Raw genomic sequence first — 17,096 nt, 5'->3', positions numbered from 1 at the left:
ATGGAAGGCGCATTCCAGAAATGGAACGGCAGGTTTAGCGCAGCGCCCCGGGGCTGAAAAGCCGATCGCCGGCGAAAGCGTCAGGCCGTTGCCATCCGCCGCACCCGACCCCGTCCTTCCACCCAGAAGATGAACGTCGAGGCCGCCACGATCATCGCCGCCCCCGGCCAGAACCACACCGAAGGCACCTGGCCCAGCGCGATCCATCCCACCATCCCGCTCAGCGGCACCTTGAGATCGCCGAACGGCTGCAGATACGCCGCGTCGGCCTTGCGGTAGGCGAAGGCCAGCAGGTACTGCGCCGCGGCGGTGAGCGCGCCGAGCAGCACCAGCAGCACCAGCCCCATCCCGCCCGGCAGCGCGAATGGAAAACCCGTCGCGAGGCCCGCCGGCAAAAGGCTCGGCGCCAGCCAGCCCAAGGCGTTCACCAGCAACAGGATGGCCAAATGGTTCGGTGTCACCAGCACCAGGAGGGACAGCGTCATCGTTTCCGCCGTTTCTTCCCGCGCCAGATATTTGGTCAGCACGTCAGTGGTCGCCCATAGCGCCGCCGCCAACACGGGCACCGCGGTGTGCCAGGTCAGCCCCTCCACGCCCACGCCCGATACGATAATGGCGCCCACGAACCCGACAAGGGCTGCCAGCAGGCGCGCACCCGACACGCGCTCCCCCAGGAACATCGTCGACCCCAGGATGATGAACAGCGGCCCCGTCGCGAGCAGCGTCACCATCTGCCAGATCGGCACGCCGGCCGCAAAGCCATAGACGAACACGTGCACGCCCAGCGCCGACACAAAGGCGCGGATTTCGTGCACCAGCGGGTGGCGCGTGCGCAGGTTCGCCAGCCCGATGCGCAGGATCATCGGCAGCGCCAGCACCGAAGCGATGACGTATTGCCAGAAGGCCATGCCGGTGGAACTCATGCCGAATTGCCACGGCAACACCGATTGCAGCGTGTTCGTGCCGGCAAAGGCCAGGCTCGCCGCCAGCATGAAGAAGGCGCCGGTGGTGGCGTTTGAGGTCGTCGAGGAAATCTGGTTCATCTGTCGTCCTTTCCGTAACCAGTTTCCTCAGGGTTACGGGGAGACGACCGGCCGAAAAGGCACCCGCAAATATAGGCGGGTGCACGCCGGCCAGGGCGTGCTCATCCCGTTCTCTTTCATCCGGACTCTAACCGTCGGCTCCGGAATTGCACCGGATCTGCTGACCCCTCGCCAGGCGAGGGCGCTCGCGGGCTTGGCATCGCTGCCTTTACCGCCGGTGGGGAATTTCACCCCGCCCTGAGAACATGTGACAGGTGTCCTGCCACGCGCTCAAAATAGGCCACGGGACTTGTCGGTGCAAGTAAGCACAGGTGTATAACCGCCGCCCGTCGGAACACCGCTGTGCCGGTACCGTTGCAAGGCGTTGCTGCCAGTGCGGTATTTCGGCACAGCGACCAACTGCGTCCTCCCGGCACCATTCCATCCGGCGCTAAGACTTCTGGCGCGGCCTGGTCTATAGTTTGATCGGGTTTTAGCCAGCGGCGCAGGAAACAGGGAAGGCACCAGAGATGGACTTCGGGCAGACGGCTGAACTCTTGGCGCGTATCCAGTTCGCCTTCACCGTGTCCTTTCACTTCATCTTCCCCGCCTTTTCCATCGGCACGGCGAGCTATCTCGCGGTGCTGAACGCGCTCTGGCTCTGGAAGCGCGATCCGGCCTATCTCAAGCTCTTCGAATACTGGAAGACGATCTTTGCCGTCACCTTCGGCATGGGCGTCGTCTCCGGCATCGTTATGAGCTACCAGTTCGGCACCAACTGGGCCGTGTTCTCCGACAAGGCCGGCGCCGTTGTCGGGCCCCTCATGGGCTACGAAGTGCTGACCGCCTTCTTCCTCGAAGCCGGTTTCCTCGGCATTGCCCTGTTTGGGCGCAAGCGGGTGGGCGATGGCCTGCACATGGTCGCGGTGGCCATGGTGGCCATCGGCACGCTGATCTCGGCGACCTGGATCACCTCCGCCAATAGCTGGATGCAGACGCCCGCCGGCTTCTCGATCAACGACGATGGCATCTTCATCCCGGAGGATTGGTGGGCCATCATCTTCAATCCCTCCTTCCCCTACCGCGTGACGCACACGGTCCTCGCGGCCTTCCTCACCACGGCCTTTGCCGTCGGTGCCGTGGGAGCGTGGCACCTGTTGAAGGACCGCAGCAATCGCCAGGCGCGCATAATGTTCTCCATGGCGATGTGGATGGCGGCGATCGTCACCCCCATCCAGATATTCGTGGGTGACCAGCACGGTCTCAATACGCTCGAGCACCAGCCGGCCAAGATTGCCGCCATGGAGGGCCATTTCGAGAGCCACCCCGATGGCGCCCCGCTGATCCTGTTCGGCATTCCCAACGAGGCCGCCGAGCGCATGGACTACGCGCTGGAGATTCCCAAGCTCAGTTCCCTCATCCTCAAGCACGATCTCAACGCGCCGCTGCAGGGTCTCAAGGATTTTCCGCCCGACGCCCGGCCGCCGGTGCTGATCCCGTTCTTCGCTTTCCGCGTCATGGTGGGCCTCGGCTTCCTGATGCTGGGCATCGGCCTGTGGTCGCTCTGGGCCCGCTGGCGCAAATCGCTCTACACCAATGGCTGGCTGCATCGCGCGGCCCTGGCCATGGGCCCCTCGGGCTTCGTCGCCGTGCTCGCCGGCTGGTACACCACGGAGGTCGGCCGACAGCCCTACACCGTCTATGGCTTTCTCCGCACCTCCGAGAGCCTCTCGCCGGTCGACGCCCCGGCGGTGGGAACATCGCTCGTGGCCTTCGTCGTGGTCTATTTCCTGGTGTTCGGGGCAGGGGTCTTCTACCTCTTCCGCCTGTTCCGCCGGCCGCCCATCCTCGATGAGGATCACGAACTCGATCGCGGTCCACATCGTGCCGCTGGCATCAATCCCGGCCCGGCGCAGGAAGACACCATCCGAGCGGGAGGAGAGACCGATGCCGTTTGATCTTCCGACTGTCTGGGCCGGCATCATCGCCTTTGCCGTTCTTGCCTATGTCATCCTCGATGGCTTCGACCTTGGGGTCGGCATCCTGTTCCCACTGTTCCCCAAGCGGCATGACCGTGACGTGATGACCAACTCCATCGCCCCCGTCTGGGACGGCAACGAGACCTGGCTGGTCCTGGGCGGTGGCGGCCTCATGGCCGTGTTCCCGGTCGTCTACGCCACCGTTCTGCCCGCGCTCTACATGCCCATCATCGTCATGCTGCTCGGCCTTGTGTTCCGCGGGGTTGCCTTCGAATTTCGCTGGCGCACCCAGCGCGGGTCGATCTGGTGGGACGTCGGCTTCTTCGTGGGGTCGACGCTGGCCGCGCTGATGCAGGGGATCGCGCTCGGTGCCCTGGTCCAGGGCATCCGGATTGCCGACCGTTCATACGCCGGCGGCTGGTGGGATTGGCTGAGCCCGTTCTCGATCCTCACCGGGCTGGCAGTGACGGTCGGCTATGCGCTGCTCGGCGCCACCTGGCTCAACCTCAAGACTTCCGGGGAAATCCAGGCTCGCGCCCGTCGCATAGCCATGGTTGCCGGCGGCGCCACCCTGGTGCTGATCGGGGTGGTCTCCCTCTGGAGCCCGTTCATCAACGAAATCTATTTTGAGCGCTGGTTCCGCTGGCCGACGGCCTTCTTCTCGGCCTTCGTCCCCACGCTTCTTGCGGCGTGCGCCTTTGCCCTCTGGCACGGACTGACGACCGACAAGCACCTGCAGCCATTCCTTGCCGCCCTGGGCCTGTTCGTCCTCTCCTTCGCCGGGCTGGGGATCAGCTTCTATCCCTACATGGTCCCCGGCGCCTTGACGATCGCGGAGTCCGCCGCGCCCGAAAGCTCGCTTGCCTTCCTGCTCGTCGGGGCCGCCGTGCTGGTGCCGACCATCCTCGCCTACACCGGCTATGCCTATTGGGTGTTCCGCGGCAAGATCGACCCGGAGGAGGGCTATCACTGATGGCCGATCATCCCCGCGTCCGGCAGATAGGCTGGTTCGTCGCCCTCTGGGTCGGCGGCGTCGCTGCTGTCACGATCGTCGGCCTGGTCATCCGGCTATTCCTCGCGCCCTGAGCGCTGCTCGATCTCCCGTTGCCCGGGTCGATTCTCCACGCGGCGGGAATGACCTCATGGTGAGCCTGTCGAACCATGCGGTCTTTCCAGCGCCGCCGCATGAGCGTGGTCCGACACCAGCCTATCGCCAGCCCATCATGCCCAGCGCGGCTTCCGTTACCGGATGCGTCGCGAACCGTTCTCCCATCAACCGGTGCGTTGCCGCGTCCGGGTGAAGATTGTCGGGGAGCGGCAAAGTGACTTCATCCTCCGGGCCATAGAGCGAAAGCCCGTCGAGATAGAGCAGTCGGCCGTCTCCACGCACGGCGACGATGTGTTCCAGTTCCTCGCGCACCTGGCGCAGCGCGAGTTTGCCGCGCGCAGTCGATGCTGGGTCGCCCGCCGCCACGAACCGCACTTCGCCGCGCGCGAACGCCTCGAAATCCGGTGCCGCGGGGCCGGGCGTCTCTTCATGGATCGGGCAATAGATGGGCGAGACCAGCACGATGGGCGTCGTGGCGTGTCCGTCGCGGATCGTATCGAGAAAGCCATGCACGGCAGTCCGAAAACTGCGCCGGCTCATCATGTCGCCGTTCACCACGTTGATCCCGAGCTTGAGGCTGATGAGGTCGGCCGGCATGTCCCGGATCATCCGCGCCATGAAGGGATCCACCATGGCGCTGCCGCCCAGCCCCAGATTGGTCAGGTGCAGCCCGGCGCGCGCCGCCGCCACCGCCGGCCAGATGCCGGTGGGATGGGCCGCGTTCGAGCCGTGGCTGATGGAACTCCCATGATGCAGCCATCGCCTCGCCACGGGCGCCGCCACCGGATGCGGGGGCGCATCCGCAGCAAGGCCGAGAACTTCTACCTGCTCGTTGTGCGGCAGCCAGAGCTCCACCCGCTTCGCCCCCCGTGGCAGGTCGAAGACCAGCGTATCGGCCGGGCCATCCTCCAGTCGGGACGTGCCGTTCATCATGTCGATGACAAGCGTCCGGCCACCGCCGAGGCTGGCCTGCCCAGCCAATTCGCCGTTGACCAGCAGATCGTACACCCCTGGCGCGGTCGGCGGGGCGCCGACATAGCTGCGTCGCGTGGCGATGGCCTCCAAGGCGATCGTCGTCGCCTCGGTGTCGAACGCCAGCCGAACGCCGGCTGGCTGGCTCTCCACGAGATTCAGCTGCGGATCAGCCGCCTGCCGCCGCGCCCATTCCGGCACGCGATGCACGACCAGCCCGGCCGCTGTACGCTCGAAATGCGACGCGCCATGAACAAGCGCCGTGGCGACGGGCTTGGACGCCCAGGATAATCTTGTCATCACGAAAAACTCTCAGATCAGGAGGCCGTCGGCCAATGGCGCAGCATGGCATCCAGGGCCGACAGGCCCTGTTGCCACGAGAGCCCGGGGTCAGGGCCGCTGTGCCCGAAACTGCCGCTCCGCTCCAGCGTCGCAAAGCCAAGGAATACGCTCCCCAGCAGGCGAACCGCATGGACCTCCTCGGCCTCCGGCAGGTCGTAGCCACGCAGCATCGCCCGCGTCATCTGCGCCACCCGCACGCCACCGCTGCGCGCGGCCAGCTCCGGAGGCAGATCCATTCGCGCCGCCGTGAACAGTCCGGGATGAGCATGGGCGAAGTCACGGTGAGCATTGCCCAGTGCAACTAGGGCATCCCGCCCGGACCGTCCGGCCACCGCCTCGGCAGCGCGATCAGCCAGGCGGTCGAGCGCCACGAGGGCGATCCCCACGCGAAGAGCTTCAGAATTTTCCAGGTGCGAATAAAGGCTCGCAACCTGCACCCCGAACTGTCGCGCCAACGCCGACAGGGTGACTTGCTCGAAAGCCACCGCGTCCGCCAATTCAGCCCCGGCCGCGATAAGCCGCTCTCGAGTCAGACCTGCTCGCATCACAAAACCTAATATCTTTAGGTTTTTGCCTACAAGCAGAAGGCGTGTATGGCAAGTTGTAAAATGTGAAGGCCCCGGATTTTCACCAGGGCCTTCGCATTCTCGCGTCTTACGTCATTGCCAGCGTTAGCAGTCTGCTAGCCGTTCTCGAGCCACGACACCTGTTGGGGCGTGAGCTTTATGTCGAACGCCTTGAGACTGTCTTCCAGTTCCTCCAGCCGCCGTGGACCGATCAGCGGCACGCTGGGGAAGGGCTGGGCAAGCACATAGGCCAGCGCAATATGGATCGGGGAATGCCCGAGTTCCTTGCCAAGCTGGATTGCCCGGTCGCGACGACCGAAATTTTGCTCATTATACCAACACCTTACGAGTTCCTCGTTCTCCGTCTTGTCGCGCCCGGCCCGATCGGTAAAGAAGCCCCGCGCCTGGCTCGACCACGAGAAATTGGTCACCTGCCGATCGATCAGCCACTGCTTGAAGTCCGGCGTCGCCGCGGTCACGCAACCCGCCCAGATCGGCTCCAGCATCTCGGCCAGCGCAAAGTTGTTGCTTAGCGCCATCGGTTTGGTCTTGCCGGCGCGCTCGGCATAGGCGATCGCCTCGTCCATGCGCTCCTTGGTCCAGTTCGATCCCCCGAACGGACCGCGTATGCGCCCCGCTTTGACTTCGGCATCCATGGCATCCACGAACTCGCCAACGGGAACGTCGGTATTGTCGCGGTGCATGAAGTAGATGTCGACATAGTCGGTTTGCAACCGGTCGAGAGACTGCGTCAGCTGCTTGCCGATCACATCCGGGTAGACCAGGGGCGAATGCGCGCCCTTGCCGATCAGGACAGCCTGCTCACGCACGCCCCGGCTCTTCTGCCACTGGCCGAAGAGCTTCTCGGTGTAGCCGGCGCCATAGACGAAAGCGGTGTCAAAGATGTTGCCCCCGCGCTCCCAGAACGCATCGAGCAGGATGGCGCCCGAGGCGAAGGTTCTGAAATCTTCAAAGCCGAGGGCCACCGCTGAAGCCTGCTTGCCCAGCCCTGGAATGGAGCGCTTGGGAATGACGCCCTCGTTCGGCCCGAGGGTCCGGTTGTCCAGGGTCTTGGTCCGGTTCTGGTAGGTTTCGACGGAGAACTCGATACCGGCGTCGCGCCGCCAGGCATCCAGCACCCGGGCATTGCCCTTGCTGTCCGCCCAGGTCATGCCCGGCGCGGAAAACTCGCTGCGGCCCTCGATGATGGCCAGGGACGCAGCCTCGGCCTCGAAGGAATAAACGTGCGCCGTCTCGTTGACGCTGACCGTTTCCGTCTTGCCGCCCTTGACGATGTCGATCTTGCCGAGCCCCTGGTCACGGTTGCCCCCGGCAAACCAGAAGTCCGGAACTTCAATGCGTCCCTCCGAGCCATGGATCCGCAGCACGTTGTCCAGATTGGCCATGACGGCGCAAGACACCTCGGCGATCAGACCGTTCTCGAACGTCAGAATGGCCGCGGCGCAGTCATCCGTGCCTTCAGCGTTGAGGCGCGCTGTGCCCGAGACCTTGACCGGATCAGCGAATGGCTTGCCGCTGATGACGCCGGCAACGAGCCGGGCCATAGAAACCGGATAGCCACCAACGTCCATGATACCGCCGCCCGCCAGGGCGGAAGCAAAAAGCCGATGTTGCGGCTGGAACCTGCCCATGTTGAAGCCGAAGCTCGACTGGATCATCCGCACCTCGCCGATGGCGCCGGAGTTGATCAGGTCGATCAGCTGGGCCGTCTGCGGGTGCAGCCGATACATGAACGCTTCACCAGCGAAGGTTCCGGCTTTTTTGTGGGCATGGAACACGGCGTCTTCCTCATGCTCGGAAAGCGCCAGCGGCTTTTCAACCAGCACGTGTTTGCCGGCCTCGGCCGCCTTGATGGCCCACTCGGCGTGCAAGGTGTGCGGCACCGCGATGTAGACGGCGTCGACGTCTTTGTCGGCGAGGAGGCTCTCGTACCCGTCCAGTATCCGGGCGCCGGGAAACTCCTCCGCAAGCCCGGGCTTTCCCGGATTGCGGGTCGCGATGGCGACCAGTTCCCCATGCTCGGCCTGTTTCACGCCATCGCGAAACGCTTTGGCGATGCTACCGGGGCCAATGATGCCCCAGCGGATTTTTTGAGACATGACGTAGTCCTTGTTGGTCGAAGCTGAATGTCGCCAAGGAGCCGCCGGCTCCTCAGGGTGATTGGAAGATGATGAGGCGGTGTTAGCGAATGCGCTGGCCTGCCTGGTCGAAGAGGTATGTCCGCGAGGGATCGACGGAGACGGTTATCCGCTCCTGATCGCCCTGATCGCGGCTCTCTTCTCGTTCGATGATGATGGGTTCGCCTGCCGCGCGCGCATACACATAGCTGGTGGAGCCAAGATGCTCGGCAACGTCCACCTCCAGCGTCATATCGGCGGCGCCTTCACCCGGCAGCCCGAAGTGCTCCGGCCGAATTCCCAGAGTCACCAGATCGCCAACAGCACCGCCGGCCAGCGGCAGGCTGAGCCGGACGCCCTCGTGATGCACCAGTTCGATGACCGCCGTCCCTGCGTCCTTCTGCACGATCCGCGCTGGCAGGAAATTCATCTTGGGCGAACCGATGAAGCCGGCGACGAACTGGTTCGCAGGGTTGTCGTAAAGCTCGAGCGGCTTGCCCACCTGCTCGATCACCCCGTCCCGCAGCACCACGATCTTGTCGGCCAGGGTCATGGCCTCGACCTGGTCGTGGGTCACATAGATGATGGTCGCCTGCAATTCCTTGTGCAGCCGCGCGATCTCGATGCGCATGTGCACGCGCAATTCGGCATCGAGGTTGGAGAGCGGCTCGTCGAAGAGGAAGACTTCCGGTTGCCGCACGATCGCCCGCCCGATGGCTACGCGCTGGCGCTGGCCGCCGGAGAGCTCCTTGGGGAATCGGTCCAGCAAAGGGTCAAGCGCGAGAATGCGGGCGGCTTCGAGCACCTGCCGCTCAATCTGCTCCTTGGGGACCTTCGCGAACCGCAGCGCAAAACCCATGTTCTCGCGCACTGTCATGTGCGGATAAAGTGCATAGGACTGGAACACCATCGCAATGCCGCGCTTGGAGGGGTCGACGCCATTCATGCGCTTGCCGCCAATGTCCAGTTCGCCCGCAGTGATTTCTTCCAGTCCTGCGATCATGCGGAGCAGGGTGGATTTTCCGCAGCCGGAAGGTCCGACGAAAACAACGAACTCTTTGGACTCGATGTCGAGGTCCACGCCCTTGATGACTTCCACTGCGCCGTAGGACTTGCGCACACCGCTTAGCTTGAGGCTGCTCATGTTGCTTGACCTTATTTGACCGCGCCCAGCATGCCTTCGACGAAGCGGCGCTGGAGCACGAAGAAAATGACGAGTGTGGGAAGCGTGGCCAGGACGGTTCCGAACAGGAGCATCCCGTAGTCTGGCGTATAGGCAGAGGTGAGGGCCGACAGGATGAGCGTGATGGTCTTGTTGTCGGCCGTCTGCAGCACGATCAGCGGCCAGAGGTAGTTATTCCAGTTGGCCATGAAGACGATGATCGTGGCAGCGGCATAGGTGGACCGCATGACAGGCAGATACACGTAGAGGAAGATTTGCCACTCGCTGAGCCCGTCGATGCGGGCTGCATCCCGAAGCTCGCGCGGAAACGCCTTCGTCGCCTGCCGGAAGTAGAAGATGATGAAGATCGACGCCACCGTCGGGGCGATCACCGCCACGTAGGTGTTCACCAGCTTGGCCTGGGAGAACATCACGAAGAGGGGCACCATCATCGCCGCGAAGGGGATGGACAGCAGCAGCAGCAGCAGGGCGAAGATGCGCTCCCGGAAGCGCGACCGGAACATCTCGAAGCCGTAGCCGGCCAGGGACGAGATGATCAGCGTCAGTACCGTGCCGACGATGGCGATGAAGGCCGAGTTGAAGAAGATGCGCGGTGCGTCGACCTGCGTGAAGAAGGTCGCTGCATTGGTCAGCAAGGCGCCGCCAATGCTGGTCTTGCCGCGAATGATGTCGGCCGACGTGTTCGTCGCGCCGATAATCATCCAGAAGAAGGGAAACACCGACACGAAGGCCGCAATGCTGAGGAGCACATAGACGAGCGCACGCCGGAAAACTGCCCAGGTCATGCGCGCCTCCGGTCACGAGCAACAAGGAACTGTAGGAAGCTCAGCACGGCGACCACCAGCACGATCACCCAAGAGACAGTGGCCGAGTAGCCGAAACTCGGCATGAACTTGAACGTGAGGTTATAGATGTAAAGCGAGAGCGTAACTGTGGAATCAGAAGGGCCACCCGTTCCCGCGGTGAAGTTGTAGACCTCGTCGAACAGTTGCAGCGTGCCGATGGTGGAAACCACGGTTGTGAACAGGATGACAGGCTTCAGCATGGGAATGGTCAGGTAGCGAAAGCGCGCCCAGGCCGGTACGCCATCGATCCGTGCTGCCTCGTAGATGGAGCGGTCGATGTTCTGGAGGGCGGCCAGGTAGAAGATCATGTTGTAGCCGGTCCAGCGCCAGGTGATGGCGATGATAATGGCCACCTTCGCCCAGAACGGATCGCCGAACCACGAGATCGGCCCGCTGATGAGGTGCAACGCCATCAGGGTCTGGTTGATGATGCCATCGGTGGCGAACATCGACTTGAAGACAGTGGAGTATGCAATCAGCGAGGTGACGCAGGGCACGAAAATCGCGGTCCGGAACAGCCCGCGGAACCTGAGAGTGGCATCGTTCAGCGCCACCGCGAACAGCAGCGCGAGCACGATCATGATCGGCACCTGCACGATGAAGAACGTGAAGGTGTTGCCGAGCGCCCGGAGAAACACCGGGTCCTTGGTGAGGCGGATGATGTTGGCGAAGCCGCCAAAACTGAGGTTCATGCCTTTGCCGACCTGGAAGCTCATCCAGAGCGACCAGACGATCGGATAGATCATGAAAAGTCCGAGCAGCACGAGGGCAGGGGCGACGAATGCCCAGCCGTTTATCTGCTCTTTGCGCTCCAGACGCGCCTGTGCCAAATGCCACCCTCCCCAGTGTTGCAATGTCAAGGCCAGTAGGGTCCGGGCGCTATTGCGCCCGGATGGAGGGAGCGGTTTGCCCGCTCCCCGCCCGATTACTGCATCTGCTGCTGAGCCTGGTCGCTGACCGCCTGGAGAGCCGCGTCGATGTCGCCGCCCTGGATGATGCCTGGCAGCTGCGACGCCACGGCCGCGTCAACTTCAGCCGTGAAGGTGCCGTAGTCGACGCTGGGGATCTGTCCCAGCCAGGTGGAGAAGTTCTGCCACACGGGCTGACCGCCGAAGAACTCGTCCGTTGCCTTGTAGGCCTCGCCTTCCCGCGCCGACAGCAGCGATCCCACGGCGCCGCGCTTGATCAGGATGTCCTGGTAGAAATCCTCGTTGCCGGCCCACACGGTCTTGAAGAAGTCGATGGCTTCCTCCTTGTTGTCCGAGGAGGACAGCAGGTACCAACTCGAGCCGCCTTGGTTGGAGGCGTTGACGGAGCCTTCGAGGTCCATGCGCGGGATGGGCGCGACGCCCCACTTGCCGGATTGGTCGGCATTGGCCTTGATTGTCGCCGTGATCCAGACACCGACGGGCACCATGGCAACTTCGCCAGAGGTGAAGGCGCCTGTGTATTCAGCCCAACCGGATACCGGCTTGACGAGGTCCGCCTGGTAGAACTTGGCGTAGGTCTCGAGCGCCTTCTTGAGGGCGGCGTTGTCGGTGATGTTGAGGCTGCCATCCTCGTTGAAGTACCACTCGCCGGCCGACTGCATCATCATGCGGATAAGGCCGGTGTCATTGAGGTCGAGGTCGAGAAGCTGGTGCCCGGTCTTCTCCTTGATGGTCTGGCCGATCTCGATCAATCGGTCCCAGGTGATGTTCTCGAGATCTTCCGGCGTAAAGCCGGCTTCTTCGAGGTAGTCGGAACGGTAGAAGAGCCCGGTTACGCCAGAGTCGAACGGAATGGAGTAAGATTTTCCGTCAAAGGTCGCGGCGGCTACCTTGTAGGGCGCGAAGACGGACATATCGACCGAATCCGAAAGCGGCTCGAACGCGCCGGGGAAGGACTGCAGGTATTTCTGGGCAACGTCATCCTGGATAAGGACGATGTCGGGCAGCCCCTCGGTGCTGCCGGCCAGCAATTGCGTCTGCAGCTTGGCCCGGATGTCGTCCTGGCTCGCGGTGTCGTCGACGTTGAAGGTCGTGTCCGGGTGATCTTTGGTATAGATTTCACCGGCCTCGCGCATGGTGTCGCCGTTGAAGGCCTTGTCCCAAACCCAGACCGAAATCTCGCCGGCCGATGCGGCGGCAACGCTCACCAGGCTGATGCCAGCAAGCGCCACGCCCAGCAGGCGATTATGCCGCGAAACAATGCGGTTCATGAAGTTCCTCCCTTTTCATTTGCTCTTCCTCTGAGCGCTCCCTAAGCTATCTGACCAGTTAGGGCCGTCACTCTCATTGGGCATGTGAAATTGGCGGAAAGTAAGATGGCACCACGCGCCTATTATGAGCCGGCAGCCAACGGTGTTGAGCGCTTGCCGACGGAACTGTCGATGTTCCACGCCACCCCGCTGGTCATGCGGGCCCCGCATTGGCACGCCCAGGTTGAGGTCAACTACATCGTTCGCGGCTGGGCGCATTATCGCATGAGTGGGCACGAGGCAACGTTTCAGGCCGGCGATCTCGCCCTTTTCTGGGGCGGGCTGCCGCACTGGCTCGACGACTGCTCGGAAGATCTGCTCTACACCGGCGGGCATCTTCCCCTGGTGCATTTTTTCCGTTTGCGTCTGCCCTCGGAACTGCAAGCGCGGCTCATGCAGGGCGCGACCCTCCTGTCGCGGGCGACGGACGCCTCTGACCCGGTCAATTTCGCGCGATGGAACGAGTACGCTCGGGCCGGAGACGCGATGAAAGCGAATCTGGCGGTGGATGAACTGCTTCTGCGTCTCGAGCGGATCCGCTTTGATCCGTTCTTGCTGCTGCCAGACCCAGGGCTCGTGCGGGATAGTGCAGAGTTCGACCACCACACCTCACCAGTCGTGGTCCGCATCTGCGAATACATCGCTGACAATTTTCGCGAGGATATCGATTCGACCGACATCGCGGTGGCCGCGGGCGTCCATCCCAAATACGCGATGACGGTCTTTAAGAAGTTCACCGGGATGACGCTGAACGACTACGTCAACCTCATGCGTCTCTCTTACGCGCAGGCTCTTCTCATGCGCGAGGACTCGAACGTTCTGCAAGTCGCGATGGATAGTGGCTTCGGTTCTCTCTCGGCTTTCAACAAGTCATTTCGTAAGGTCGCTGGGACCTCACCAAGCGATTTCAGGCGTGAAGTGCGCTGCAGGCCGGCCGTCACGCCTCCGGCCCGGGCGCCGGAAGCGGTGCAACGTATCTGATATGTTTCTGTGAAGTCAGACCCGGCCGTGACCAAGCCACGCCAGCGCGATGGCGAACGCTGCGCCCATGATCCAAACGGCGCCGGCGAGCATCGCGAAGCCCTCGATGAATTCCAGACCGGTCTTTTCGCCATAGCGCATGATTTGCCTCCTTGATGGTGGCTGAGGAATGCAAAAGCCCTTGAAATGGTTGCAGAAACCACCAAATTGTTCGTCCCGCCTGCTGCCACGCCTCTACGGCCTCGGTACAAGGCGGAACGGAAGGTGAGTACTGTGGCCTATGTGCTTGTATTTTTGGGTGCCGGCCTTGGTGGCGCGTTGCGCCACGGCACCAACGTTTTGACCGCCCGGATGTGGGGACTGAACTTCCCCTTCGGCACCTTGACGGTCAACCTCGTCGGCTCCTTCGCGATGGCCGTGCTAATGGAGCTTTTCGCGGCACGCGCGGGCTTGCCTCAGTCAACGCGCCTGTTTCTCACAACCGGCGTCCTCGGAGGCTTTACGACGTTTTCCACCTTCACGCTCGATGCGATGGGCATGATCGAGCGTCAGGAATGGCTGATGGCCATTTTTTACCTGACGCTCTCGGTGGCCGGCGGCATCGCTGCCTTCATTGCCGGTGTGGCCCTTACTCGGATGCTGCTGGGTGCCCAGTGAGCCAGGAGGCAGCGTGGCTGCCCCCTTGCAGATTGATCAGTCGTCCTCTACAAAGACTTCCTGGCGCTTCCTGCGGATGTTGGGCAGCACGGCGATCAGTACGGCCGCCAGGGCCAGCGCCAGAAGCGCCGCCGAGATCGGACGCTCCACGAACACCATGGGGTCGCCCCGCGAGATGATCATCGCGCGCCGCAAATGCTCTTCCAGCAGTGGCCCCAGCACAAAACCGAGGAGCAGCGGGGCCGGCTCGCATCCGAAGCGGATCAGCAGGTAGCCCACGAGGCCGAAGAAGGCGATGGCGTAGATGTCAAAGATGTTCTGGTTGATCGACAACGTGCCGATACAGGCGAACAGCACGATCGCGGGGAACAGGACGCGGTAGGGGATGGACAGCATCTTTACCCACAACCCGACCAGCGGCAGGTTCAGGATAACCAGGAGCAGGTTGCCGACCCACATGGACGCGATGATGCCCCAGAACAGTGCCGGCTGTTCGTTGATGACGTTGGGGCCAGGGGTGATGCCCTGGAGGATGAAGGCTCCAATCATCAGCGCCATGACCGGGTGCGCCGGGATACCGAGCGTCATCAGCGGAATGAAGGACGTCTGCGCTGCGGCATTGTTCGCAGACTCAGGTCCGGCAACGCCCTCGATCGCGCCCTTGCCGAACTGCTCCGGATGCTTGGAGAGACGCTTTTCTGCGGAATAGGACGCGAAGGCGGAGAGGATGTGGCCGCCGCCCGGAAGAATGCCCAGAAGCGATCCGATCACCGTGCCTCGAAGCACCGGAGCGGCGATGCGGCGGAAGTCGTCCCGCGTCAGCCACAGGTTCTTGACTGCCTTGACGCCCACCTCGCGTTCCCGCTCATTCTCCAGATTGCGCAGGATTTCGGCGATGCCGAACACGCCGACCGCCAGGGCAACGAAATTGAGACCACCAAACAGTTCGCGCAGCCCGAACGTGAACCGAGGCGTCCCGGTATAGATATCCTGCCCCACCATGCCGAGCAGCAGGCCCAGCACGATCATCGCCAGGGCCTTGAGGATCGATCCGTGCGCAAGCGCAATGGACACAAGCAGGCCCAGGACGATGAGGGAGAAGTATTCAGGCGATCCGAAGCTCAGGGCGGCCCGCGCCAATGGCGGGGCAAACGCGGCCAGCAGGAAGGTCGCCACGGAGCCGGCGAAGAAGGAGCCGAGGGCCGCAGCCGCAAGGGCCGGGCCGGCGCGACCCTGGCGGGCCATCTGGTAGCCATCGATGGCTGTCACTGCCGCCGACGACTCGCCCGGCAAATTGATCAGGATGGCGGTGGTCGAGCCGCCATATTGCGCGCCATAGTAGATGCCCGCGAGCATGATCAGCGCTGTCTCTGGGTTCAGGCTGAACGTTATTGGCAGAAGCATGGCGATCGTGGCCGTCGGCCCGATCCCCGGCAGCACACCCACCAATGTCCCAAGGAGAACGCCTACGAAACAGTAGAAGACGTTGAACGGATCGAGGGCAACGGAAAAGCCGAGGCCAAGAGAGGAGAAAAGGTCCATTGCGCGTGCCTCAGAGCGGGAGCCAGGGGCCGAAGAGCGGCACGATCATGCCGAGGCCGACAACGAAAATTGCGTAGCAGAGGACGCACAGGCCGACGGAGACCGCGAGCGCCGAAAGAGGATTATTGCGGGCGCTGGAGAGCGCTGTGACGAAGCCGGAGATCAGAACGACGGGGATGAAGCCAAGCCCGCGGATTGTCGCTGCGAAGAACACGATTGTGCCCAACACCATTACCAGTCCACGCCACGGCCATGGCACTGCTTCTTCGGTGTCGGCGTGGGCGAAGCCCTTGGCGGCGACAGCGAGCCCCAACACGATGAGGATGCCGCCCAGGACAATAGGCATGAAGCCTGGGCCCATCCTGAAGGGCGTCCCGAACTCGTATTTCGTAGCTTCCAAGACGAAGTAGGCGCCGAAGGCGACGAAGATCGCTCCCGAAGCCACATCATTCCGCGATACTGAAAAGGCCATCGCATTCCTCCCCCTGTTTTCCCGCAAGACCCCCGGCGTCAGCGACGCCGGGGGTCTGCCAACGATCGGCTGGCCTTACTGAGCCGAAACGCCGGCCGCCTTGATCACCTCACCCCAGAGGCCGATCTGCCCCTCGAGTTTCTGCGCCAACGCTTCCGGGGTGGCCTGGTCTGCTGGGACAGGATAGGTGCCGAGTTCAGCGAAGCTGTTCCCCACATTTTCATCGGCCAGTGCCGTCTGAAGCGATTTCGTCAGGCGCTCAATAATGGCCTTGTCGGTGCCCGCCGGCGCGTAGAGGCCGTGCCAGATGGCCAGGTTGAAGTTCTCCAGCCCGCCTTCGGCCAGCGTCGGAACGTCGGGGAGCACGGCAATGCGCTCTGGCGTGGTCACGGCGTATGCCTTGATCTCGCCGGCCTTGATCTGGCTGGTGGTGTTGGTGGTCTGGTCGCACATCATGTCGATCTGGCCCCCGAGGAGGTCCGTCATCGCCGGTCCGGTACCCTGGTAGGGGACTTCGGTCATCTTGACGTCGAGGGCGTCCATGAAGAGAAGGCCGCAAAGCTGGCTGGCAGCGCCGATGCCGGCGTTGGCGTAGGTGACGTTCTCGCCGTTTTCCTTGACGTAGGCGATGAGGTCTTCCAGCGTCTCCGGCTGGAAATCCTTGCGCGCCACGATGGTCATCGGCACTTCCGTGACCAGGCCGATCGGCTCGAAGTCCTTCATCGGATCGAACGGCAGGCTGGCATAAAGGGCAGGGGCGGTCGACATGCCGATGTGGTGCAACAGCAGGGTGTAGCCATCCGGGTTTGCGGCAGCAACTTGGCCCGCGCCAAGCGTCCCGCCGGCGCCGCCGACGTTCTGCACCACCACCTGCTGACCGAGATCCTCGCTCATGGCAGCGGCAACCAGCCGGGTGACAGTGTCGGTAGGACCACCGGCGGAGAACGGAACCACGATGGTGATCGGCTGAGTGGGATAATCCTGCGCGAAGGCAGAAACGGAGGTGAACGCGCTTCCGGCGGCAAGTACCGCAAGCATAAGGGTCGAGAA

The 17,096-nt window shown here is 63.0% G+C and carries 17 protein-coding genes and 1 riboswitch; of the genes, 5 read left to right on the top strand and 12 right to left on the bottom strand.

Translation table 11 applies throughout. From position 1 onward, the window contains the following. Positions 1-80: 80 nt before the first annotated feature. Positions 81-1,043 carry a DMT family transporter gene (locus IC608_RS05790; protein ID WP_191773421.1) on the bottom strand — a complete coding sequence of 321 codons (963 nt, stop codon included), beginning with the start codon at positions 1,041-1,043 and terminating at the stop codon, positions 81-83. 104 nt (positions 1,044-1,147) lie between these two features. Further along, a riboswitch (FMN riboswitch) is annotated at positions 1,148-1,292 on the bottom strand. Between the two features lie 260 nt (positions 1,293-1,552). Between IC608_RS05790 and IC608_RS05785 the strand changes: the two genes are divergently transcribed. From IC608_RS05785 to IC608_RS05775, 3 genes are read left to right on the top strand one after another with little or no spacing between them, the layout of a single operon-like run. Further along, positions 1,553-2,980: a cytochrome ubiquinol oxidase subunit I gene (locus IC608_RS05785; protein WP_191773419.1), complete on the top strand. Its 1,428-nt coding sequence runs from the start codon at positions 1,553-1,555 to the stop codon at positions 2,978-2,980. Beyond that, positions 2,970-3,974, top strand: a complete 1,005-nt coding sequence (gene cydB / locus IC608_RS05780) for a cytochrome d ubiquinol oxidase subunit II (protein ID WP_191773417.1) — start codon at positions 2,970-2,972, stop codon at positions 3,972-3,974. The genes IC608_RS05785 and cydB overlap by 11 nt, the downstream gene beginning before the upstream one ends. Then, positions 3,974-4,087, top strand: a complete 114-nt coding sequence (locus IC608_RS05775) for a DUF2474 family protein (RefSeq protein ID WP_191773415.1) — start codon at positions 3,974-3,976, stop codon at positions 4,085-4,087. The genes cydB and IC608_RS05775 overlap by 1 nt, the downstream gene beginning before the upstream one ends. A 121-nt stretch (positions 4,088-4,208) precedes the next feature. Here IC608_RS05775 and IC608_RS05770 read toward each other — a convergent pair whose 3' ends face one another. The 7 genes from IC608_RS05770 to IC608_RS05740 form a co-directional block, all read right to left on the bottom strand. Next, positions 4,209-5,381: an SGNH/GDSL hydrolase family protein gene (locus IC608_RS05770; RefSeq protein ID WP_191773413.1), complete on the bottom strand. Its 1,173-nt coding sequence runs from the start codon at positions 5,379-5,381 to the stop codon at positions 4,209-4,211. Positions 5,382-5,398: 17 nt separating this feature from the next. Beyond that, positions 5,399-5,908, bottom strand: a complete 510-nt coding sequence (locus IC608_RS05765) for a TetR-like C-terminal domain-containing protein (protein WP_211200067.1) — start codon at positions 5,906-5,908, stop codon at positions 5,399-5,401. A 197-nt stretch (positions 5,909-6,105) separates the two neighbouring features. Further along, positions 6,106-8,109 (bottom strand): aldo/keto reductase, encoded by a 2,004-nt coding sequence (locus tag IC608_RS05760; RefSeq protein WP_191773409.1) that lies wholly within the window; start codon positions 8,107-8,109, stop codon positions 6,106-6,108. 82 nt (positions 8,110-8,191) lie between these two features. Further along, entirely contained in the window at positions 8,192-9,271 is a 1,080-nt protein-coding gene (locus IC608_RS05755; RefSeq protein ID WP_191773408.1) for an ABC transporter ATP-binding protein, read from the bottom strand. Positions 9,272-9,282: 11 nt separating this feature from the next. Then, a complete protein-coding gene (locus IC608_RS05750; RefSeq protein ID WP_191773407.1) occupies positions 9,283-10,095 on the bottom strand; it encodes a carbohydrate ABC transporter permease in 813 nt (270 codons plus the stop codon). Beyond that, positions 10,092-10,985, bottom strand: coding sequence for a carbohydrate ABC transporter permease (locus tag IC608_RS05745; RefSeq protein ID WP_248306170.1), 894 nt, complete (start codon positions 10,983-10,985; stop codon positions 10,092-10,094). Before IC608_RS05745 ends, IC608_RS05750 begins: the two co-directional genes overlap by 4 nt. Positions 10,986-11,080: 95 nt before the next feature. Then, positions 11,081-12,355, bottom strand: a complete 1,275-nt coding sequence (locus tag IC608_RS05740; RefSeq protein ID WP_191773406.1) for an ABC transporter substrate-binding protein — start codon at positions 12,353-12,355, stop codon at positions 11,081-11,083. A gap of 105 nt (positions 12,356-12,460) precedes the next feature. Between IC608_RS05740 and IC608_RS05735 the strand changes: the two genes are divergently transcribed. Continuing rightward, on the top strand, positions 12,461-13,375 hold the full coding sequence (locus IC608_RS05735) for a helix-turn-helix domain-containing protein (protein WP_191773405.1): 915 nt from the start codon (positions 12,461-12,463) through the stop codon (positions 13,373-13,375). Between the two features lie 15 nt (positions 13,376-13,390). Here the strand turns inward: IC608_RS05735 and IC608_RS18300 are convergent, their stop codons facing one another. After that, the gene (locus tag IC608_RS18300) at positions 13,391-13,516 is read right to left on the bottom strand and encodes a hypothetical protein (RefSeq protein WP_282567931.1); all 126 of its coding nucleotides are present in this window, start codon (positions 13,514-13,516) and stop codon (positions 13,391-13,393) included. Between the two features lie 132 nt (positions 13,517-13,648). Here IC608_RS18300 and crcB point away from each other — a divergent pair, with 132 nt between their 5' ends. Next, positions 13,649-14,032 carry a fluoride efflux transporter CrcB gene (gene crcB / locus IC608_RS05730; RefSeq protein ID WP_345890854.1) on the top strand — a complete coding sequence of 128 codons (384 nt, stop codon included), beginning with the start codon at positions 13,649-13,651 and terminating at the stop codon, positions 14,030-14,032. Between the two features lie 36 nt (positions 14,033-14,068). On the opposite strand, the gene IC608_RS05725 is transcribed toward crcB, so the two are convergent. The 3 genes from IC608_RS05725 to IC608_RS05715 all read right to left on the bottom strand — a co-directional run bounded on the left by IC608_RS05725 (position 14,069) and on the right by IC608_RS05715 (position 17,084). Next, a complete protein-coding gene (locus tag IC608_RS05725; protein WP_191773403.1) occupies positions 14,069-15,574 on the bottom strand; it encodes a tripartite tricarboxylate transporter permease in 1,506 nt (501 codons plus the stop codon). A 10-nt stretch (positions 15,575-15,584) separates the two neighbouring features. Beyond that, positions 15,585-16,046 carry a tripartite tricarboxylate transporter TctB family protein gene (locus tag IC608_RS05720; protein WP_191773402.1) on the bottom strand — a complete coding sequence of 154 codons (462 nt, stop codon included), beginning with the start codon at positions 16,044-16,046 and terminating at the stop codon, positions 15,585-15,587. A 75-nt stretch (positions 16,047-16,121) separates the two neighbouring features. Next, entirely contained in the window at positions 16,122-17,084 is a 963-nt protein-coding gene (locus tag IC608_RS05715) for a tripartite tricarboxylate transporter substrate-binding protein (RefSeq protein ID WP_191773815.1), read from the bottom strand. Positions 17,085-17,096 lie beyond the last annotated feature (12 nt).

Origin of the sequence: Devosia oryzisoli (assembly GCF_014837245.1) — a bacterium.
In the GTDB taxonomy this organism is placed as follows: Bacteria; Pseudomonadota; Alphaproteobacteria; order Rhizobiales; family Devosiaceae; genus Devosia; species Devosia oryzisoli.
Note: the sequence above shows the minus strand (reverse complement) of the source record. Positions and strands in the feature narration are given on the sequence as shown.